Origin of the sequence: Companilactobacillus paralimentarius (genome assembly GCF_963227125.1) — a bacterium.
In the GTDB taxonomy this organism is placed as follows: Bacteria; Bacillota; Bacilli; order Lactobacillales; family Lactobacillaceae; genus Companilactobacillus; species Companilactobacillus paralimentarius.
In genome coordinates this window covers 1,233,158-1,254,782 of the sequence record NZ_OY724131.1, presented here as the reverse complement: position 1 = coordinate 1,254,782, position 21,625 = coordinate 1,233,158, and the positions used below count along the sequence as shown (strand labels likewise).

The 21,625-nt window shown below is 34.6% G+C and carries 22 protein-coding genes and 2 pseudogenes; 9 read left to right on the top strand and 15 right to left on the bottom strand.

Annotated features, from left to right (window positions below):
• Positions 1-102 precede the first annotated feature (102 nt).
• Positions 103-1,326: an MFS transporter gene (locus tag ACI6PB_RS06030; RefSeq protein ID WP_404327932.1), complete on the top strand. Its 1,224-nt coding sequence runs from the start codon at positions 103-105 to the stop codon at positions 1,324-1,326.
• Positions 1,327-1,355: 29 nt separating this feature from the next.
• On the opposite strand, the gene ACI6PB_RS06025 is transcribed toward ACI6PB_RS06030, so the two are convergent.
• Entirely contained in the window at positions 1,356-1,739 is a 384-nt protein-coding gene (locus ACI6PB_RS06025) for a VOC family protein (RefSeq protein WP_025085709.1), read from the bottom strand.
• A 114-nt stretch (positions 1,740-1,853) separates the two neighbouring features.
• On the opposite strand from ACI6PB_RS06025, the gene ACI6PB_RS06020 reads away from it, so the two are divergent.
• Positions 1,854-2,849, top strand: coding sequence for an ROK family protein (locus ACI6PB_RS06020; protein WP_404327931.1), 996 nt, complete (start codon positions 1,854-1,856; stop codon positions 2,847-2,849).
• Here the strand turns inward: ACI6PB_RS06020 and ACI6PB_RS06015 are convergent.
• The 3 genes from ACI6PB_RS06015 to ACI6PB_RS06005 form a co-directional block, all read right to left on the bottom strand.
• Complete coding sequence (locus ACI6PB_RS06015) at positions 2,846-3,160, bottom strand: bacteriocin immunity protein (RefSeq protein ID WP_025085711.1); 315 nt, start codon at positions 3,158-3,160, stop codon at positions 2,846-2,848. The two genes, ACI6PB_RS06020 and ACI6PB_RS06015, sit on opposite strands and share 4 nt — an antisense overlap.
• A 282-nt stretch (positions 3,161-3,442) precedes the next feature.
• Complete coding sequence (locus ACI6PB_RS06010; RefSeq protein ID WP_025085712.1) at positions 3,443-4,960, bottom strand: sucrose-6-phosphate hydrolase; 1,518 nt, start codon at positions 4,958-4,960, stop codon at positions 3,443-3,445.
• A 17-nt stretch (positions 4,961-4,977) separates the two neighbouring features.
• Positions 4,978-6,483 (bottom strand): PTS transporter subunit EIIC, encoded by a 1,506-nt coding sequence (locus tag ACI6PB_RS06005; RefSeq protein WP_309510958.1) that lies wholly within the window; start codon positions 6,481-6,483, stop codon positions 4,978-4,980.
• A 134-nt stretch (positions 6,484-6,617) separates the two neighbouring features.
• Here ACI6PB_RS06005 and ACI6PB_RS06000 point away from each other — a divergent pair, with 134 nt between their 5' ends.
• The 3 genes from ACI6PB_RS06000 to ACI6PB_RS05990 all read left to right on the top strand — a co-directional run bounded on the left by ACI6PB_RS06000 (position 6,618) and on the right by ACI6PB_RS05990 (position 9,262).
• Positions 6,618-7,439, top strand: coding sequence for an AraC family transcriptional regulator (locus tag ACI6PB_RS06000; RefSeq protein ID WP_025085714.1), 822 nt, complete (start codon positions 6,618-6,620; stop codon positions 7,437-7,439).
• Positions 7,440-7,547: 108 nt separating this feature from the next.
• Positions 7,548-8,717: a CAP domain-containing protein gene (locus ACI6PB_RS05995; RefSeq protein ID WP_025086377.1), complete on the top strand. Its 1,170-nt coding sequence runs from the start codon at positions 7,548-7,550 to the stop codon at positions 8,715-8,717.
• A 344-nt stretch (positions 8,718-9,061) separates the two neighbouring features.
• Entirely contained in the window at positions 9,062-9,262 is a 201-nt protein-coding gene (locus ACI6PB_RS05990; protein ID WP_025086378.1) for a hypothetical protein, read from the top strand.
• Between the two features lie 273 nt (positions 9,263-9,535).
• Here the strand turns inward: ACI6PB_RS05990 and ACI6PB_RS05985 are convergent, their stop codons facing one another.
• From ACI6PB_RS05985 to ACI6PB_RS05965, 5 genes are all read right to left on the bottom strand, one after another.
• On the bottom strand, positions 9,536-10,414 hold the full coding sequence (locus ACI6PB_RS05985; protein WP_404327966.1) for an IS3 family transposase: 879 nt from the start codon (positions 10,412-10,414) through the stop codon (positions 9,536-9,538).
• A gap of 17 nt (positions 10,415-10,431) precedes the next feature.
• Positions 10,432-10,683: an IS3 family transposase gene (locus tag ACI6PB_RS05980; protein WP_002816285.1), complete on the bottom strand. Its 252-nt coding sequence runs from the start codon at positions 10,681-10,683 to the stop codon at positions 10,432-10,434.
• A gap of 67 nt (positions 10,684-10,750) precedes the next feature.
• A complete protein-coding gene (locus tag ACI6PB_RS05975) occupies positions 10,751-10,930 on the bottom strand; it encodes a hypothetical protein (RefSeq protein ID WP_404327930.1) in 180 nt (59 codons plus the stop codon).
• A gap of 21 nt (positions 10,931-10,951) precedes the next feature.
• Entirely contained in the window at positions 10,952-11,764 is an 813-nt protein-coding gene (locus ACI6PB_RS05970; RefSeq protein ID WP_404327929.1) for an oxidoreductase, read from the bottom strand.
• 132 nt (positions 11,765-11,896) lie between these two features.
• Positions 11,897-12,772 carry a LysR family transcriptional regulator gene (locus ACI6PB_RS05965; RefSeq protein ID WP_404327928.1) on the bottom strand — a complete coding sequence of 292 codons (876 nt, stop codon included), beginning with the start codon at positions 12,770-12,772 and terminating at the stop codon, positions 11,897-11,899.
• Positions 12,773-12,928: 156 nt separating this feature from the next.
• Here ACI6PB_RS05965 and ACI6PB_RS05960 point away from each other — a divergent pair.
• Positions 12,929-13,006, top strand: a pseudogene (locus tag ACI6PB_RS05960) (oxidoreductase); the annotation flags it as partial.
• A gap of 12 nt (positions 13,007-13,018) precedes the next feature.
• Positions 13,019-13,402, top strand: coding sequence for a DUF2255 family protein (locus ACI6PB_RS05955; protein WP_025086252.1), 384 nt, complete (start codon positions 13,019-13,021; stop codon positions 13,400-13,402).
• On the opposite strand, the gene ACI6PB_RS05950 is transcribed toward ACI6PB_RS05955, so the two are convergent.
• Positions 13,389-14,126 (bottom strand): NAD(P)H-binding protein, encoded by a 738-nt coding sequence (locus ACI6PB_RS05950; RefSeq protein ID WP_025086251.1) that lies wholly within the window; start codon positions 14,124-14,126, stop codon positions 13,389-13,391. The two genes, ACI6PB_RS05955 and ACI6PB_RS05950, sit on opposite strands and share 14 nt — an antisense overlap.
• A 132-nt stretch (positions 14,127-14,258) precedes the next feature.
• Between ACI6PB_RS05950 and ACI6PB_RS05945 the strand changes: the two genes are divergently transcribed.
• Positions 14,259-14,537 (top strand): hypothetical protein, encoded by a 279-nt coding sequence (locus tag ACI6PB_RS05945; RefSeq protein ID WP_404327927.1) that lies wholly within the window; start codon positions 14,259-14,261, stop codon positions 14,535-14,537.
• A 15-nt stretch (positions 14,538-14,552) separates the two neighbouring features.
• Positions 14,553-14,831: pseudogene (locus tag ACI6PB_RS05940) on the top strand (TetR family transcriptional regulator); the annotation flags it as partial.
• Positions 14,832-14,879: 48 nt separating this feature from the next.
• Here the strand turns inward: ACI6PB_RS05940 and ACI6PB_RS05935 are convergent.
• The 5 genes from ACI6PB_RS05935 to ACI6PB_RS05915 all read right to left on the bottom strand — a co-directional run bounded on the left by ACI6PB_RS05935 (position 14,880) and on the right by ACI6PB_RS05915 (position 21,510).
• Positions 14,880-15,392 (bottom strand): PadR family transcriptional regulator, encoded by a 513-nt coding sequence (locus tag ACI6PB_RS05935; RefSeq protein WP_404327926.1) that lies wholly within the window; start codon positions 15,390-15,392, stop codon positions 14,880-14,882.
• 89 nt (positions 15,393-15,481) lie between these two features.
• Entirely contained in the window at positions 15,482-17,209 is a 1,728-nt protein-coding gene (locus ACI6PB_RS05930; protein ID WP_025086135.1) for an MFS transporter, read from the bottom strand.
• Between the two features lie 152 nt (positions 17,210-17,361).
• Positions 17,362-18,363 carry a LacI family DNA-binding transcriptional regulator gene (locus ACI6PB_RS05925; RefSeq protein ID WP_025086136.1) on the bottom strand — a complete coding sequence of 334 codons (1,002 nt, stop codon included), beginning with the start codon at positions 18,361-18,363 and terminating at the stop codon, positions 17,362-17,364.
• A 73-nt stretch (positions 18,364-18,436) separates the two neighbouring features.
• Entirely contained in the window at positions 18,437-19,813 is a 1,377-nt protein-coding gene (locus ACI6PB_RS05920; RefSeq protein WP_025086137.1) for an SLC45 family MFS transporter, read from the bottom strand.
• Between the two features lie 20 nt (positions 19,814-19,833).
• Entirely contained in the window at positions 19,834-21,510 is a 1,677-nt protein-coding gene (locus tag ACI6PB_RS05915) for an alpha,alpha-phosphotrehalase (protein WP_404327925.1), read from the bottom strand.
• Positions 21,511-21,625: the final 115 nt, after the last annotated feature.

Sequence of the window (21,625 nt, the reverse complement as noted above, 5' to 3'; positions counted from 1 at the left end):
TTTATCAGCATAAATGTTTGACAAATTGAAATCAAACAATTAAAATTCATTTATCATTTAAATTAATTTAAACGTAAAATAATTTTAGATGGACGTGATAATATGAAAAATTTAATTAAGAATCCGGCCTTTATGACCTTAACTGGTGCTAATTTTTTTGAAACTATCGGTACTAGCCTATTCAATATCATTCTATTAACCTATTCACGTAGCTTTGCTAACGCTAGTATTATGGTTTCCATTGTTTCAGTTGCAACAGTCATGCCTGGTGTCCTCGGTATCGTTACCGGACAAATTGCCGACCGAACTTCTAACAAGCGGGTTTGGTTAGCCAGTACAAAATTTATTCAAGCCGGACTTTATTTACTCTTGGCCCAATTAATTACTCAAAAACAAGTCTTCTTGCTAATGATTATTATCCTAATTAATATTTTTTCAGATATTATCGGTATGTACAGCAATGGTTTACGTATGCCAATTATTCAAACTAAGATCGACCGTGAATCTCAAGAAGAAGCTCTGGGTATCACTCAAGGTATCTTGACTATCATGCAGACCGTCGGTCAAGCTATTGGTGTCAGTTTACTGGCCTTAACAAATGACTATCAATTGGCCGGCTATATCAACGCTTTAACATTTTTAGTTGCAGGTATTATTCTAATTTTTGGGTATGATTCCCTCAAAGTTGAACAAATTAAACATAAGTCACCTTCCATTCATAAACTATTAGGCCAAATGAAACAGGCGCTCGAAAAAGGTTCGGACACTAACGCTTGGGCTTTACTGGGTAGTATTTTCTTTATAAATGCTGTTGGCTCTAGTCTAGATGCTGTTATTAATCTTTACCTAGTTGATCAAGGAAACAAATTACCTCTCCCCTTCAGTGTAAGTGTACTAATCATCAATACTGTTCTCGTGGCTGGAACAATCCTAGGAAGTATTCTACATTCTGGATGGTTCAAAAATTTATCTTTCAGATCAGTCATGATCACTTGTGTTGTGGCATTAGGATTATTCTATATTAATCTCTTAAGTTTAAAGAGTTTTATGATTATCATTATTTCTATGGTTATTGGTGGTTTTTGTATGGGTCAAGCTAACCCCAAATTGACGGCCGCCTTATTGAAAACCGCTGATGAAGAAATTATTGGTAGTCTAACTGGACTAATGAATACAGTCTCAATTATTTCAATGCCCTTAGGCACTATCGGTATCGTTCTAATCTACAATTTAATCAATCCTGCCTTGGCATATATTGTATCGATGATATTGCTAGCTCTATCAGCTGTCTGTCTTTTTCTACCTAAAAAAGGAAACGAGAATTAATCTCATTTCCTTTTTTTCATACAATTATTTTAAACAGTCAATTCAATCTGGTTTCCTTCAGGATCAAGAATAACACTTTCGTAATAACCATCACCGGTTACTCTTGGGCCACTCAAATGAGTGTATCCATCGGCTTCTATACGTGCAGATACTTCATCAACTTTTTCTTTTGAACCCAATGACATAGCCATATGCATGTATCCTAATGGATATCCACCTAACTTATCTTGATTCAAATCATCACGGGTACATACTTCCAATCTTGCTCCATCTTCAAATGTTAAAAATCTTGAAGAAAATGTAGTTTTAACATTATGATATTTTTCAGAAGCAGTTGCTCCAAAATATTTTTCGTAAAATGAGACTGTTTTTTCTAAATCATTAACAAAAAGTCCAACGTGTTCAATTTTCATATTATTACTCCCCAGAAAGTTTTTTAATTATCTTTATAAACTTAGTTTACTAAGCTGTGAAATTAATATACCATTGATATATAGAATTGTCTAGAAGATTAAGGAGAAAATTTCATGGATAAAAATATTCCTGAACTCATGAGAGAAAGAAATTTTAAGGTCATTATTCAAACTATCATTCAAAATGGTTCTCTTTCATCTAAAAAAATAGCTGACAACACCGGGTTAAGTGTCGTCAGCATTAATAAATTAATTAAAATCCTTACCGAAAAAGGAATTGTCACTAGCAGTCTGCAAAAAGTTTCAACTGGTGGTAGACGGGCAATACAATATACCATTAATGGCAATAACTTTAATCTATTAACCATTTGTATTTTAGAAATAGATCAAAAAATGGTAGCAAAGTTGGAAATCATCAATTTAAACGGTGACATTATTTCTAAAAATGATTTACAAGTGGAAATTATACATCCCGAAGACCTATTAGAATCCATCAAAAAGATGTTACAAGAACAAAAAGTAATACCAGATTTGATTATCATTGGAACTTCCGGTGTAGAGTCAACTCAAAAAATGATTCTGAGCGATATCCCCGGATTATCCGAAGTAAATTTGGAACAGTATCTTTTTGAACACACTAATATTACTGCCAAAGTAATTAATGACGTCAACGCTATGGTACTTGGCATCTCTAAAAATAATCAAGAAGACAATATCGTCGGAATTTACTATCCTAAAAACTATGCCCCGGGAGTTGGTTTATTAATCTTCGGTCATCTTGTTTTAGGTAAATCAGGAGCAGCTGGAGAAATATCCTTGGGACTATCCTATAAAAACACTCACTACCCAATGAAACAAGATGTTTTTGAGAAATATTTATTAAATGATCTTCAAACCATAATTGCACTATTAGATCCCAATAGAATAGTAGTTTTCGCTCCAGAGAGAAAAATTGATAAGCATAAACTATCAAAGGATTTGCATGATCGAATTCATCAGATATCAGAAACTACAATTGATTTTGATAAAAATATTGATCAAACTTATCGAAACGGCTTAATAAATTATGGCAGAGAAAAGATTTTTGAAAAAATAATTAAAAATATCTAATAGAATCTCATCATACTAAAGTAAATATCAAGCTCTGAGGGATCATATTTCCCCTTGTTCTTTTTACACGAATAATACAAATCAACTGCAGATTTAGGAAGACTCTTTTTTTGAGTTCTCAAATAGAAAACATAACTATTTATATTAGTACTGTATCCTGCCGAAACCAAGTTAACGTCACCAGTCTTATCCAAAACTTTGGCACATTTCAAAATCAATTTAGCTAGATAATAGTCTGCTTTAACCTTAGGATCAGCATATGTTCGACTCAGTTGATCCATTAGAACTGTAACCTCTTCATTATGTTCCATGTCTTTCTCCCAGTATCTTCACATTTATCACCAAAAGCTTAATATATTTATCAGATTGCCGCAATAATGCATAACAAAAAGTTCGATATGAATCCATATCAGTCTTTTAAAGTAATGATTAATGTCTGACAATCATTTTTCGAATATCTGATAGCCGGTAATCACCAGTACAGTACGTACTAGGGTACCCTAACTTATTAGTTTTTGGTGAAAGCCTAATTATATAAATGAAATATTTTTTGGTCTTCGTCAACATGAATTAAATCAACCATAAAATCACTCCTATTTGCTCATTTCATATATATTTCCCGTAACAGCAGTAGTTCCACCAACACTATTTAAGAATAAATATGATTGAGATTTCTTTGGAAAAACTCTAGAAGTGAAGACCTCCTCGCCACCATTAACAAACAATTCAACTGAGGATGTGTCAGTATATATCCGAATATTAATTTCGTTATCTATACTATAATCAAGTGTTCTTGTCGTTCCGTAAGCAACTGAAATATCTTTACCAGTCGTAGAACGATCAATTACAATCTCATTTTTTTTCTTATTTAAAATAATTCTAAATCGACGTTGATCATCCTCATCGGCAAATAGATCAATTATAAAAGCATTAGATGTCTTGAAATCAATTGAGAAGTCATATTCATTAGCAGTCTGACTCAATTTTTTTTGATAGACATTATCTGTTAATGTTTGCTTAATGATCTGTTCATTTACTCTACAAGTATCAAGTTCTCTAATGGGAACTTGATACAATTTATTATTTATAATTTTTAATTCTTTAGGAATCGTCATGCATCCTGAATAATGAAACTTATCAGTTGGATAACTAGTTTCTGGCAAACCCATCCATGAGATCAAGATTCTTCGTCCATCTGGAGAAAACATTGTCTGACTGGCATAAAGATCGAATCCATGATCTAACTCTTTTAAATTCTCTGCATTGAATTCAGTATCTGGTAATGACACCTTATCTCCCATCAAATAACAGGTTTGATAAATATTCTGATACTTATTCCCCTCACTCTTCAATCCTTGTGGGCAAAATACTAATACTCCATTATTATCTAATTCGAAATAGTCGGGACATTCCCACATATAACCTAGAGAATCATATTTAGTATTTAATTCACCCAATAAATTCCAATCTTTGAAATCCTTACTATGAATAATTAGTGCAGTTCCCGTTAGATTAGTTCTTTGAACTCCCAAAATGGCATAATACTCTCCATCTTTTTTCCAAACTTTGGGATCTCTAAAATGTGCCGTATATCCAGAAACAGTTCCCTCTATTATAGGATCATTATTACGATGTACTATATTATTCTTATCCATATAAGCCGTAATCTGATATGGAATTCTTACCCAATTATTTTGTGTATCCGTATTGATCCAAGTATTACCGGTATAAAACATTAATAACTTATCATCTTCAGATATAGCACTACCCGAATAAGTTCCATATCGATCGTATCTTGTATCACTTTCAATAGCCGCACCTAAATCTTGCCAATGAATCAAATCGTCGGAAACTAAATGCTTCCAACCATGTTGTGTATAGTGTGGTTTTTGAGAATATGCTAAAGGACTCCATTGATAAAAAAGTTGATATTTACCATTAAAATAAGAGAAACCATTAGGGTCACCCAAAGTACCTGATTCACTCTCCACGTGATATTTTTGCCGATAAGGGCTAGAGCTAGTTATAATTTGTTCATTATTAATAACTTTTTTAGGAACATCAGTTAGATGATCTACCATATTCTTAAATTCTTTAATTCTATTTGTCATAGTCATTTAACCTCATATTAATCAACACTAACTTGTTTTGAAACAACTGATTTAGTTTTATTTGTCACTTTAGCTTTAGACTCAAATGTTGAAAACTTAGCAACAACTAACGATGCTAAGAAACCAACGGCAATTCCAACCAGATTAGTCAAAATGTAGTTCACATACCCATTATTTTGAGGAGCAGCAATGGCAATGCCAGGTAATCCCGTTGTACCAAAGGAAACCGCCGTTAATTTAGTCAAATAGATATAGGCACCGGCAGCGGCTCCACCAATACAACCACCGATTAATGGATATTTATGTTTAATATTGATACCAAATAGTGCTGGTTCTGAAATACCAAAAAGAATGGAGAAAAATGCTGAAATAGAAATTTCACGTGATTTGGCATTCTTACGATTTAAGAATAAGAAGGCTAAAACACCACCACCTTGTCCCATCAAGGCACCAGAGAACAATGGATTTAGGAAATCATATTGAGTAGTAGAAATCAATTGTGTTTCAATAGCACCAAACATATTATGCAAACCGGTGATAACTATTAGCTGTTGAATGCCACCAAAAATTATATAACCAAAGATCCCTAATGATTGTGACATCCAAACTAAAGCGTTGGTAATCCATGTTGATAATGTCACGCCGATAGGTCCAACAATCATGAATAAAATAAATGATGAAATTAAAATAGTTAACATTGGTGAAAGCACGAATTGAATTACACCCGGTAATTTCTTTTGAAAGAAGTTATCTAATTTGGCAATAACCCATCCCATAATCAAGGCCACAATTATTTGACCACCAAAATTAGTTAGAGATAACTTCCACCCAAAAATATTGGCAATAACAGCCTTAGCGGCCCCCGTTTGAACGTCGGACATAGCTGGTAAGGAAGCTGACATCATGACAGCACCAATTGCTAAGCCCAATACAGGCCTACCACCGTATCTTTTAGTTGCTGAGTAAACTACGATCAAAGGTAACATGGCAAAAATACCAGAAGAACCCAAATTAACAATTGTACTAATTCCCGAAATACCAGGAAACATTTGAACAAGTGATTGTGCTCCAAAAATTTTCTGAGTTAATAAATTATTCAAACCGATTAAGATACCGCCTGCTAAAATGCCTGGTAAAATTTCGGTAAAGACTCCCGTTAAATCATCAATAAATCTTTGAAAAAAACCCTTTTTTTCTTCCTTATCATTGGACTCGGATTTTGCTGGTTCAGGACTACCAGAATCAACTGAATAATACTTTATGCCTGTATGTTGAATAAAAACATCAGTCACTTTATCAACTAATCCAGCTCCAAAAATGATCTGTAATTGATTCTTATTAAGATTGACACCCTTCACCAATTCAATATTATTTAAAGTATCTTTATCGACTTTACTAACATCCTTTAAAGCAATTCTTAATCTTGTTGCACAGTGGAATGCTTCAATGGCGTTATCTTTTCCACCAATTGCTGGAAGAATTTCATCAGAAATTTTCTCGTATAATTTACGATCATTCTTCATAGTTGTTTCCTCTCTATCCCAAAGTTATTATTTCGTTATTTAACTTACAAATTCATTCTATAACTGAAGTAACCGTTTTCAAATGGTATAATGCTGATATCATATGTCGAAATGTTGAATGGAGTTATTTATTAATGAAGAAAAATTTTGTCTTTAGCAATGAACAATATAATTCCTATTTATATCTAACTTCTGGTGGTTACGAAGCAACAACCCCTTCACATCAATATGGACCACTAGGACGATCAGGTTATATGTTGCATTATATTTCTAATGGTAAAGGTACTTTCATCAGCAACAATATTACTTACCATATGAAGAAGGGTGACTTTATGTATATTGAACCCCAAAAGACCGTGACCATGATTGCTGATAGAAATGATCCATGGTCTTTTTATTGGATTCGCTTTACAGGTGACTTAATCAAACAATATATGTCACGAATCAATATTTCTTATCGAAATCCTGTTTTTTCAATTAAAGATACTCCAATCGTTCCTCAGAAAATTGTTGAAATAGTTAATTATTCTCAGGATCCACATCGAAGTGATTTTATCTACAATGCCAAATTGTTAGAAATATTGGATTCGTTACATAACATCTTACCTAAAGTTTCTTCTAATCAATCTTCTTCCCCTGACGTTATCTATACCAAGGCCTTATACTACATCCGCAATAATTACGAATCGACTATCTCAATTAATGATGTCGTAAATTATCTAACGGTCGACCGAACCTATTTATACAAACTCTTTAAACAAAATATGAATATTGGGCCAAAAGAATATTTAACTAAATATCGATTAAAAAAGGCTTCTGAATTGCTCAAGGTTTCTAACGAATCCATCACTTTCATTGCTCAATCATGTGGTTTCCCAAGTTATCAACGTTTTGCAAGAGTGTTTCATAAATATATAGGTTACTCTCCATCAGAATATCAGAAAAAATTTCTATAAATTTTTTAATTACTTGTCAAACTTAACTGTTTTAATTAATGGAAGTAATATAGAATGTTCATTATAATTAATGTGTCATGATCTATGAGAAACGGGGGAAATATTATTATGTTTTCTAAAATAAAAAAAACAGCAATTCTAATTGCTGCAAGCGCCCTTCTAACTACAAGCTTTGAGGGAACAGTTGTCTTTGCTGACACTACCTCTAACACTAACGATGATTCATCTTTAACTACGACAAATTCTGATACAACAACCGATACATCATCTACATCAACAACTACTAAAACACAGGCTGGTTACGAAAACATTGACCTTGCTTCCGTTAAACTTGCTATGTTAAATGAACTTAATCGTCTCAGATCTCAAAACGACTTGAAGCCACTAACCTCAGTCGATGTCCTTAACAACTATGCCCAAGCTAGGACTGACTCTTTCATTACTTCTGGTGGTGTCGATGATCATTCCAATTGGCATTCAGCGAACATGTATCCTTACAATTACACTGCCGAAGAAAATATTGCTCAAATGCCTTTTTCTATGATTGGATCAACTGATCCCCTAATTATTGCTGAAAAAATCACTGATGAGTTTTACAGTGAAACATATGATTCCAATCCCGATTTTGGTCATAGAAAAAATATGCTTAATCCCTACATAAGTTACGTCGGAATTGGTGTTAGTGTATCAAATACCGGCATGATTTATTTCTCTCAAGAAATGGGTAATGATCAAGAATCATACAGTAAATACGACCCCACTGATGTCAAAGATTACTATATGACTAAGTATAACGACTACGCCAATCCTTCTAAATATGATTTGGCTGACGCAAATCGTAAAGGTGCCGACTATACTCAACGAAAAGACTATACCACCGCCGATTTACGTGGCGGTGTAACGACTAAAAATTATGTCACTCCCGTCTATGATCGTTACGGTAATAAAAGCAAGGATCTAGAGCTTGCGCCAAACTCAGATTGGATTTCCGATATTGTCGCTACTATCAATGGTAAAAAATATTATCACGTTAGTACCAATGGTTTCGTCTCAGCTGCCGATGTTTTACCATGGGCTAAATTCCTATATGGATCAAGTGTTACAGCAACTACTGATGCTAAGGTTTACGACAACAATGGTAACTTCACAGGCAAAATCGTACCTAAAGATAGCAAATGGATCATGGATAGACGAGCTGTTAATCCCAAGACAAAGGTAAAGATGTATCACATTGCTACTAATGCTTGGCTTCAAGAAAATCAAGTAAACGTAAATTAGAGATACCTTCGGGTATCTTTTTTTGAACCCGATTGGAGTCGCCAAGTAATTCAAATAGATCACTAGTGGTTTTGCTTGATTAGTCAGTCAGCAACAAGTCCTTCTTTCCCAAAATTTTGCCTAAGCGTCTTTATGAAATGGCTTTCACAATAAATGAAAGAAGTAGTATAATATTCTTAGGGTTTAAATGAATGTTTGAATTATTCTTAGATTGCTTCTTACTAGAATAGATGTGCAGTTAAAGCTACGATTAGAAGGAAACAAAAATCTACCTAGAAATTCTACATACACGAGCAAATCCTGGTTGAGCTTATTCAATATATCAAATGATGAAAGAAGTGATTCTGATGATGTTTCCATATTTGAAATTAGGTCCCAGAGATGGAGTTATGTTGATTTCGGTTTTTATTATGTTAATTTTAACATTGGTTTTTAAATGGTCAGTATGGGAATTTTTGGCTTCTGTTGTTGCAGTTATAATTGCATTCTTAGCAGGAAATATGAAACCAAATGAGAAAAAAGTGCTTTCTTTTTTGAAAAAGTAGTTTGAATTCTTATAGATTCCAAACACGTCTTAACCATTAAAGTTTTAAATATATTAAGGGAGCTACACTTTATCGTACTGGTAGATTAATTCTACCAGCACGATAAAGTGCGGCTCTCTTTTTTTGCATAAAAATAGTCGTTATTCAGTTTTGGATTGAAGTCAATATTTGAGACAGGTTTTAAGAGACATTCAGAACCGCGTTTACCTTCCACAGCTCAAATAAATCATTAATCGTGATTAATAACTTATTTGAACCCTGGAAAGCATTAAATCAGGCGGCCATTTGGCTCGCAAGTGTTGCGATTTCAACTTGTAAGGGGGTCTGGTAGCCCAGTGAACTATGAATTCTCTTCCTACTGTAGAAAGCATGCACATATTCAAAAAGGACAGCAGCGGCAGTTTCATAATTCTCAAAGACCGGCACTGGATAAACACATTCCTTTTTGAGGGAAGCATGAAAAGATTCCATTGGTGCATTATCGTATGGACACCCCTTACGGCTGTAAGAGTGGCGGATATGTAGTTCTGTTAACCGTTGGTTGTAATCATCGCTGGTGTACTGTGATCCTAAGTCTGTGTGGATAATCAGGTCCCCAGTAATGGTTCGATTTTTAACCGCGCTTTCCAGGGTCTTTAAGACTAAATCAGTATCCATCTTTTTTGAGAATGAATAGCCGATAATTCGTCTTGAGTGCAGATCCATGATGGTTGATAAGTAACACCAGCCATTACGCTTCGTTTGAATATAGGTCATATCAGCGGTCCATTTTTGATTTAAACCAGTGGTCGAGAAATCCTGCTTAAGCAAGTTGGGACGCTGTTCAACCTTGGTTTTGGAAGCCGAAGCCGCTTTCCATTTATTGACGGTAACGGAGTGGATATCCAGTTCCTTCATGAGCCGGGAAATCCGTCTTGGGCTGCACCGACGCTGCAGTGGTTGAAGTTCCAGATTCAATTCATGGTGGATCTTCATAACACCGTATCGCTGCTTAAATTCCGCAAAGATCCGCAGAATCCGTTGTTTTAAGTCCGCATCTTCGGCCCGGCGTTTTGAAGGCTTTGGGGATCGATAACGATAATACTGAGCTCTGGAAACACCGAGGATTCGGCACATCTTAGTTACCTGGTGGTGATGGCTTTCTTGGTGAATGTAATCAAAAATATTGGTTACTTCTGCGCAAGGAAGCCCAGGGCTTTTTTTAGGATTTCGTTCTCCTCAGACAGGGAAGCCAGCCGCTTTTCCATCGCTTTAATTTCGTCTGGCGATTTACCGGATTGAGTTTTGGCTTGGCCCTGGATCCACTTATGAACGGTTGAATAGCCAATGCCATATTCTCTGGCCAGTTGGGCAGCTGATTCGCCTTGCTTATATAGGTTGATGATGTTTTGTTTGAATTCTTTGTCGTAACGAGTTGGCATGTAAAAATTCCTTCCTTTTGAGAGACGATTTATTCATTATACCCTCTCTTAAAAGTTGTCTCAGGAATCAGCTTACATCCATTTTGCTATCCAATACATCCAATAAACGCCAATATTCACTATTATTAAGATCAATATTTTCCTTCCAAAGAATCTTATTGATTCCCGCTTCCTGCAATATATCATTAACGTTGAGACCCATTTTATTCATAAAAATCTGAAACTGATTAGAAATACTTATTTTCATTAATCAAAGAACTCCTATCTATTAGCTAGCATGCTTCATTATGAAATCAAAAACTGTTGTTGGTAAGATTATTTTAGCAAATACCAGCGGTTTGGCTCCAAAGCCGATAAGATATCTAGTTTTGGGACGATTTGAGCTAACCGCTCTTAAAATAGCTTTGGAAACGACTTTAGGATCTGACATCATATTGGATGAGTATTGTTTTCTCATTCCTGTAGCTGCCTTGTCAGCCTGTTCTTCATAAGCACCACCCTGAGCAGATTTTTGTAGTTTATCGGCCGCAATGAAACCCCAATTGGTTTTGATACCACCGGGTTCAATAACGGAAACTTTAATTCCGAATTCTTTTGTTTCCATTCTTAATGCATCACTAAAAGCCTCCACAGCATACTTAGTAGCGTGATACCAAGCTCCCATATAACTAACTAAACGTCCTCCCATGGAAGAAGTATTAATGATTCGTCCCTCATGTTGTTTTCTCATATATGGTAATACTAATTGGGTTAATTGTGCCATTCCGAATAAGTTAACATCAAATTGTCGTTTGGCCTCTTCAATTGAGACATCCTCAACTGCTCCATAAGAACCATAACCAGCATTATTGATTAAAACATCAATATGTCCTTCTTCTTTGATAATAGTTTTAACGGCGCTTTTAATAGATTCTTCATTAGTGATATCCAATTCCAGTGGACGGACATTATATTTTTTTAATTCATTCAACTTGTCTAATCTACGAGCCGCACCATATACGATATTATTTTGTGATGCTAATAACTCCGCTGTTTGGTAACCAATCCCACTACTTGCACCTGTAATTAAAATAACTGACATTTGTCTGCCTCCGCGTCTCAATTTATGTACCTATAATACCGACAAATGACGTCAATCTTAATGGCATAAAGTGACATGTACTTAACTTATCATGCCAAATAAAAAAACTGCTAAATTTTTAAATTAGCAGTTTTATTTATCAATATCACTAGATATCTGTTTCAAAAAAGCTTCGGCAGCTTGTGACAACTTTCTTCCCTTTTGCCAAACTAAATTAGTTCCTGCCGTTCGACGAGGCTCCAATGGCACAAAGATTAAGTCAGATTGATTAGTATTAATAATTCCATCAACACACAAAGTGTAACCTACTCCGGCTGAAACCAGTAATGATGCGTTATAAAGCAAATTATAAGTTGCTACAATGTTGAACTTCTTAGTGCTCTCACCATACCAATCCTTTAAAGTATCCAAAAAGCCGTTCTGTTGTGTGACAATCATGTCACGATTCTCTAGGTCATCCAGTGTTATATGATCTTTATTAGCTAAATCAGAACTACGTGGCATCAAAACTCCCCAACGACTCTCACCTAATAAGTGAATGAACTCGAAATCCTTCTTTGAGGCCGGATCTACTACAATACCAAAGTCAAAATTCCCTGAATCTAAATTTCTCCTAACATCGTTAGCATTTGTGCTAATGATATTGACTTTAATATGTGGATATTTATTTCTTAAAGCCTTAATCGACTGAGCTACACTAATGAAACTTCTTGTTTCCGCACTACCGATAACGATTGATCCGGTAATATCCTGACCTATCTGCATATTATCAAGTGTCTTATCAGCTAAAGCGAGAATCTGATTGACCTGATTAGAAAAATATTCACCCTCACTAGTTAATTCAATTGAGCGTCCACCTCTTTTAATCAATGTTACGCCCACTTCATCCTCCAAATCCTTCAATTGCCTGGAAATGGTTGGTTGAGAAACATGTAATTTTTCAGCGGCACGGCTAAAATTCAATTCTAATGCTACGGCCTGGAAATAACGCAACACTCGTAATTCCATTTTCATTTCTCCTTGCTATTACAATATCGTATGATTTTAGATACATTATAAGCATTAGACATTATTTAATTCAAGTCTTACTCTAATACATGTAAGCAAATTGATTAACTCAAGGAGAAGTATAAATATGGTTAATATCAAATTGGACTCCATCATGTTGCCTTTGCTATCAATCAGCCAGAAGATCCTAATGTTAGTGAGTTCACCGTTGGTTCAACAAGCCAGCCTTGGTAATTAGGTAAAATTATGACGAGTGAAAACAAATGGACATTAGAACAGTTACAAAGTTTTGCCAAAGTTGATGATTTTAGAGTCTCACCATTTTATAGTGATGGTAAAACCTACGGAACACCAACTTGGATCTGGTCGGTCGTTGTCGACGATAAATTATTTATCCGCGCTTGGAATGGTCAAAATTCCCGTTGGTATCGTTCTGCTATTCAACAACAAGGTGGACGAATATTCTTAGCTGGTTCCAATCATGAAGTAATTTTTGAAAAGTTACATAATGATAAAATTAATGATTTGGTGGATCAAGGTTATCACGATAAATATCAAAATAGTCCTTATCTTCCACCAATGATTCAGGCAGGACCTCGTAGTACTACAATTGAAGTTATTCCCAAATAAAAAATTCCTCTAGATTTTTATCTAGGGGAATTTTTCTATAACTTTCTAGCGTGGAAACAAATTTACTAGCTGGAATCTTTTCGATATCTAATTTTGTATTCACGGCCTCTTGAGTGGCAAAGGCTATTTGGTGATAAGATTTAGGTTCACCTGCTAAATCGAGTACTTCGCCATAATTTCCGTTAGCAATAACTCTAGCCCCAGCTTCGGCGTACTCTCTCTTTAAGGCAAAAGACAACTTACCTTCTTTAGCAAAATACGGAAATTGTTTTGTTTTAGCAGCATAATCGAATAGAGCTTGGTTTAACTCCGTATACCAACTATTTCGTAAAAAGGTATGAGGAATACCTGATTCTTTAATCCAATTCTCCGTTTGCGTGTGAATCGTTTCTAATCCAAATTTCGAATACTCAGGATGAGAAATACTCGTATAAGCAATGTATTTTATATGGTTAACTTGAGCTGCTTGAACAACATTTTGTTGAATATTAAGTCTAGAGACTGACACAAAAAGTAGACGATCAATTCCTTTAAGAGCATCAATCATAGAATTGACGTCCGTGTAATCACCAATTCTGACACTAACACCCTTAGCTTTTAATGCCTCACCCTTAGTCTCATTTCTAACCAATCCAAACAGATTAGCCTCTGGTGCAAATCTTTTCAAGTAATCGATGGCATAATTACCATATTCACCACTTGCTCCGGTTATCATAATATTCATAGTAATTTCTCCTTCTTACTTTTGACATAGTGACAATATTAACGTCATTTCCAAGGCCTTTCATTATACAAAAATGCTAAAATGTATAAAAATTAGATATAATTACATTTTTATATAAATAAAAGGTTAACCATGACACTTAAAAATCAAACTAAATTATTGTTAGCCAAAGAATTAGAAAAGATGTTAAAAATCATCCCTATGGACAAAATTCGAATTGTCGATCTCTGCAAAAGATGCGACACCATTCCTCAAACTTTTTATTATCACTTCCACGATAAATATGAATTAGTAGCTTGGATTTTTCTATATGATTTCTCTTTAATTTATGGAGACAAAGAACCGGAATATTCGATTGCCAGTATTAAAAGAAGCCTAATTCAAATGGAAAAACGAAAGACTTTTTACTAACGAACCTATACAGACCACTCTCAAAATTCAATAAATCAATATATTCAGAGATTCAATATAGCTTCGGCTAAAGCAGCAGTAGAAGATTTTTATCAAACAAAATTAACATCTGAACAAGAATATGCTATTAAGTACCACTCGTACGGCAGTATGGGACTATTCAACGAATGGCTCAATAATTTATCTTCTATTACTATAGAAGAATTAGCCACTTTCCAATATCAACACACGCCTGAATTTTTGAAAGTGGCTTATCAAAATTATTCTTTTAGAAATTCAAGGATCTTCAAATAAAAGAACCCTGCTAAATTAGTTAGCAAGGTTCTTTCTTATTGCCTAATTTTATATTTTAGGATGATTCTCAAGCCATTTCTCGAAAAATTCCACTTGAAATTTATTTGCTTCGACACCATACTCGTAAGCCAATGTCTCCGTATCCGTCATTTTACGGCTTGACTTATTGATGTACTTTTCTAAACGTTCACTAAGCAACTCAGTTTCTTCTTTTTCTTTTCGAACATAATCTTCGATTATCTCTCGTAGCTGATCTGGTTCCATATAGTCACCAAACATCAAACGAGCCAGAAAATCAGACTTTTTTATTTGCCTTTCAACTGGAGAACTTAAATATTCAGTAAACTCTTCTTTTCCCTTTTGAGTAATAGTGTAAAGATTTTTATCTGGTTTTCCATCTTGTGGAACGACCTCTTTAGTAACTTTTCCTTCTTTTTCTAATTTGCGAAGTACTGGATAAACCATTCCCGATGAACTATCGAAAAAGAAGGCAAAACTTGTTTGAAACATTTGAGTTATATCATATCCAGTTTGTGGTGATCTCATTAAAATTCCTAGCACAATTTGTCGACTCTTCACGATGATCTAGCTCCTCTTCATTAATAATTTTAGACTAACACACGGATTAAAATTAATCATTAATATCTCTCTTACTCTTCATTAATATTTTTTTTATATTCATCACGTTTATAAAATAACAAACAGACTGGTATAAACATTATTGTAAATGGTAATGCCATAAAATAGAGGCTCAAAAATGCCTTACTGATTAAATGGTTAGCATTTTTACTGATTTTATTAGCATCTCGATTGATTATTCGATTATCCTTTTTTACCATTTCCTTAATTTCATTAGTAACTTCAGATGTAATCTGTTCTTTAACCTGTTCTCCTTGTTGATCCGACAACTGACTAATTTTAGCCTTTCTTAATGCCTCAGCAACATTGGCTTGAATTAATCGCTGTTCCTTAGTTTCAGATATTCCTTTTTCATCATTTCCATTTGTTTTGGCATCACTAGATTCAAAATGGCTATGAGTTACCTTTAACATGTCTTTTTTAGAAGTTGATGTTAATTCACTTGTACTAATCAGCTTCTGAGCGTCAGTCCAAGCATTTTCCTTAGCTTTGCTGACATTAGTTGTCAACATAGATACAAAAATTGCCACTGCAATTATATTACCAATTTGTCGTAACACTCCCATGACACTTTGAGATGCCGACAATTTTTCTCCTTTGAAATCAGATGCCGCTAAAACCGTTATGGGTCCAATCACGGTCCCGTAACCAAAACCTATTAAGATTAATCCCAAAAGGATTTGCCAATAATATTCAGAATTAACAAATCCTAAAACAGCGTATCCCATTGACATACTTAAGAATCCAATAAAAATTATTAATCTCGGTCCAAATTTTTCTACTATTATTCCTGTTATTGGGGATACTAAGAAAATCATTAGTGATGCTGGTGTTATTAGTAAAGCAGCAATCAATTCAGTCTTTCCTTGTACTTGTGTAAAAAACGTTGGCATAATAACCATTACAGCTACTAATAAAAGCCCTGCTAAAACAACTGTTAATGCCGAGCCAGAAAATTGTCGATTCTTAAACAAATCTAGTCGGATCATAGGATCAGTGACTCTTTTTTCGATAATAATAAATATTATAAAACTGACAATTGTTATTAACGTTAAAGAAATAATTCGATAATTCATCCATCCCCAATCATTTCCTTGTGTTAAACCCAAAGCTAATGAAAACAATGTCACCATCAAAGATATCATGCCACCAACATCAATTTTGACATCAATCTTTTTCTCATGACCCAATGGCAATTGTAAAATAACACCGACAATTGCTAAAACCACTAACGGTAAATTGATGTAGAACACCCAACGCCATCCCATGAATTGGGTAACCACACCACCAATTGTTGGTCCCAAGGTTGCTGCTAATCCTTGTGTCAATCCAATTGTTAAAAGTGCTTTACTACGATGTTTTTGATCAATCGTATCAATGGCAATCGTCATACTAGTTGGAAAAACAATTGCTGCACCAATACTTTGAATACCACGGCCAATGATTAAAACAGTTGGGACGTTTGCCATTCCTGAAACAAAGGACCCACTTGCAAAAATTAATAACCCTACTAAATAAATTTTATTCCGTCCCCAAATATCTGCCAATCTTGATAAAGGAATTGTTAGGGCTGCGAAAGTAATAGTATAAATGTTTAACGCCCAAGATAAGCTTGTCAAAGGAACATTCATACTAGATTGAATTGCCGGTAAAGCAATATTCATAACTGTTGTATCAAGCATACATAGAAAAGTTCCAATACACATTGTTAAAATTAATAATATTTGTTTTATTTTCATCTTTATTCTCTTTTCATATTAACAAGTATAATATCAATTGATGTTCATACTATAATTGTTAATACTATACTTGTCAATATAAATAATTAGTTGCATAAAATATGTGCACAAAAAAGGAGTAGTTATAACCATTTGGGTTACAACTACTCCTTTTAGATACCTTTGATACTTTGTCGTTCTTCTATACGAGTTGGAATCATCTGTTGAAGGTGCGCCAACTTTTTATGTTTCTTTATATCTTCAATTCTTTGTACTCCACTCTTGCCCATTTCAAAGAAATTTTGAGAAACACTTGTCAATTGTGGCTGTACGATTCTACACATTTCTGTACCATCAATACTTACGATAGATAAATCTTCAGGAACATTCAATCCTAAGTTTCTAGCTTTATTCAATAGACCAATTGCTACCATATCACTGACAGCAACAATACCAGTCAAGTCAGTATCTTTTCCATATTGATCCATCGCCTTTTCGCCAGATAGATAACTGTAATCACCAGTCTGTATCCAATCTTCTTTTGAAACAATACCAGCTTCATTTAAAGCTCTCTTATAACCTTTTAATCTTAAACGACCTGTATAGGGATATTTATCAATTCCAGCTAGGCCAATTTTTCGATGACCTTTATCAATCAATAATTTTGTTGCTTTATAACCAACTTCTTCATCATCTGAACTGATGAAAGGCCTTTTATCATCAAAAGCCATTGATAAAAAACAATAAGGAATTTGTGATTCTTTCAATAATTTCAGATTATCTTCTCCAAGCGCTATCGAAAGTAATAATATTCCCATCACGGGTCTTTCAATGACCGTTAATAGAGCTCTTTTTTGTTCATCAGGATCGGCACTTCCGGCATAAACTACTATCAAATCATAACCATGCTTTAGTGCTTCTTCTTGGATTCCATCAATTATTTCTCCAGCAAAATTGGTTTTTACAGAACTAACTACTGCTGCAATTACGTTACTTTCTCTTTTTACCAGCTCAACAGCCGCTTGATTCTTCTTATATCCTAATTCCTCTGCGGCCTTTTTTACCTTCTCAGCCGTCAAAGAATTATAATACTTAGTCTTATTAGACAAAACCCGAGAGACAGTGGACGGTGCTACTCCAACTTTATTTGCAATATCTTTTATTGTAGCTGACATTCATCCACCCTCCTTGTATTTGCTTACAATAATATTTTAATCGTTTATTTTACTTTTGAATAGTGAATTTTTACTATTTACCTTCATGAACAATAGCCACTGAAAAGCCACCAATTACCATAGCTACAAATCCAATAATCATCATCATACTTTGGCTACTACCAACCATTGGAAAGATAATAAAACTTGCTAATGAGCCAATAATTTGTGGTAGACAAACTGCAATATTAAATAGTCCTAAATATGAACCATTATTCTTACCATCTAATGATGTTGTCAACATAGTAAATGGCAGTGTATTAATAGTAAAGTTACCAATTCCATATAATGCAAAGGCAATCAAGGCAATCCATTGACTGTGTGTAGTGGCAACAATGATGATACTAATAGCGTCAGCAAATAGTCCAACTGAATACCATAATTTACGTTGATTAGCCTTTGTTTTGGCATAAAATAATCCCCAGATCAAAGCTGCAACACTATAAAAGGCTGTCATAACACCATACCAATTACCAGCTGCTTGGAATCCGGCAGATGCTGGGTTAGTTGTGTGCCAAATATTATTGGCCATAGCCCCTGTTGCATATGTCCAAGTATACATAATACCAATCCAACTAAATAATTGAACTACTGATAATTCCCAAAATGCTCTTGGAGCCTTCTTCAATAATTTCCATAGGCTGGGTGTAACTTTTTGTGCATCTGATTTAATTTTATGATACTTAGCATATGTTTCAGGATTATATTCCTTAACATTGAGAATTGTTACTACACTAGTAATCAATAACATAGCAGCACCAATCAAATATGCCCAAATAACAGTTAATGGAACTTGTCCCTTGGCAGCTGTATTAGCAATACCCATTTTTGTGAGAATAAATGGCAACAAAGCTGCTAAAATACCACCGGCATAACTAAAAATTTGTTGCCAAGACCAAGCTAGATTCTTCTGATCTTCATTAACCATATCTCCAGCTAACATTTTGTACGGTGCTAAACAAACATTACTGAACAAATCCATTAATGCAATTGCTATGGCTGCATAGACTAAAGCTGTCATGGAACCATAGCCAAATCCAAACGAACCGGTAAATGGTAGTAATACCATAACAATCACCGTTATTGGAGCACCTACGATTAAATAGGGAATTCTTCTACCCCAACGTGTCCAAGTACTATCAGAATATTTACCCAATAATGGTTGAACAAACATCCCTAATAGTGGTGGCAACAAGAAGAACCATCCCAAACTATTAGGATTAACCCCAATTGTTTGAGTAATCCTGCTCATTTGTGAACCTTGCAATGTAAATGCCATATTGACACCAATACAACCGAAAGTCATTGCAAGAATTGTTTTCATTGGTAACTTTGGCAAAGCATTATCAAAGCCCAATGATTTTTCTTTTTTCTTAGCTGAAGTTGCCTCTACTTTTTCCGTTGACTCCATATCTAGTTCCTTCTAACTTATTAAAATTGATAAACTTTTGCTTCATATGGACGTAATATATTACCCTGAGAATCAGCATAATTACTAATCAGAATCTTGGCGTCCTCTGGAACGTCATAATGTCTTTCTAATTTTTTATCCGTATAATTCAGTACTACCAACAATGTCGTGTCATCATCTTTTCTAGTGTAAGCATATACGTCAGGATCATTTTGATTGTCTTTAACCAAAGCATAACTACCATCAACCATGACAGGTAATTCATGGCGTAGCTTAATTATCTTTTGATAATAGTAGAATATTGAATCCGGATCAGCCAAAGCCTTCTTTACATTAATTTCTTTATACTGCTTATTAACGTGTTCCCATGGTGTACCATCTGAAAATCCAGCATTATTGCTGTCATCCCATTGCATTGGAGTTCTGGCATTATCACGACTGTGCATCCCCATATACTTCAACATCGTTTTCCCATCTAGAAGATGTTGTTCATCGACTATTTGGTGATAAGCATTGATACTATCAAGATCCACGTAATCACTTAATTTATAAAAGTAAGCATTTGTCATTCCAATTTCTTCCCCTTCAAATACGAAAGGAGTTCCTTGTTGGAAATGAAGCATTGTTGCTAACATCTTGGCACTTAAAACACGCTTCTCTTCAGTACTATCGTCACCAAAACGTGAAACAACTCTTGGTTGATCGTGATTATTCCAATATAATGAATTCCAAGCTTTACCAGCTAATGCAGTTTGCCATTTCGTCAAATTCTCACGAAGATCAGTAAGTGACGTCTTTTTATCGGACCAACGTCCCAATGCTGGATTTGAATTGCTATCTAAGCCCACATGTTCAAATTGGAAAACCATATCCAATTCTTTGCCATTTAAGTTGGAATATTTTTGGGCCTCATCTGTTGTAACTGCTGGTGCTTCACCAACCGTAACCATCTTATGTTTGCTCATGACATTTTGATTCATTTCTTGTAGAAATTCGTGAATTCGATGTCCGTTGGCAACGACTGGTTCGGGATTTCCATATAATTCATCAGGTGCTTTCTTAACATCAGGTAAACCTTCGGGTTTAGAAATGTAATTGATAACATCCATTCTGAAACCATCTACCCCTTTATCGGCCCACCAATTCATCATGTCATAAACGGAGTGACGAACATTCTTGTTTTCCCAATTCAAATCGGGTTGTTGTGGAGCAAACAAGTGTAGATAATACTGACCTGTTTGTTCATCATATTTCCATGCTGGTCCTGTAAAGAATGAGCCCCAATTATTTGGTGCTTTTCCATCTTTACCATCACGCCAGATATAATAATCGCGATATGGATTATCTTTACCCTTTCGAGATTTCTGGAACCACTTATGTTCATCCGATGTATGATTAACAACTAGATCCATCATAATTTTCAAGCCTAATTTATGAGCTTTGCTGAGTAAATTATCAAAGTCTTCCATGTTACCAAAATCAGGATTAATTGCTTTATAATCTGAAATATCATAACCATTGTCGACTTGAGGTGATTTATAAATGGGACTCAACCACACAATGTCGACACCTAGTTTTTTAATATAATCTAATCGTTTGGTAATACCTGGTAAATCTCCAATTCCATCGCCGTTACTATCTTGATAACTAGCCGGGTATACTTGATATACAACTGCATTTTGCCACCATTTATTCAAAATCAATCATCCTCGCTTTAATTATTTTAACAAAGCAAACGTTTGCGTAATTTAATGTAAGCCCTTGCAGATATTTTGTCAAGCAAACGTTTGCGTAAAAAGACAATTTTAAAAC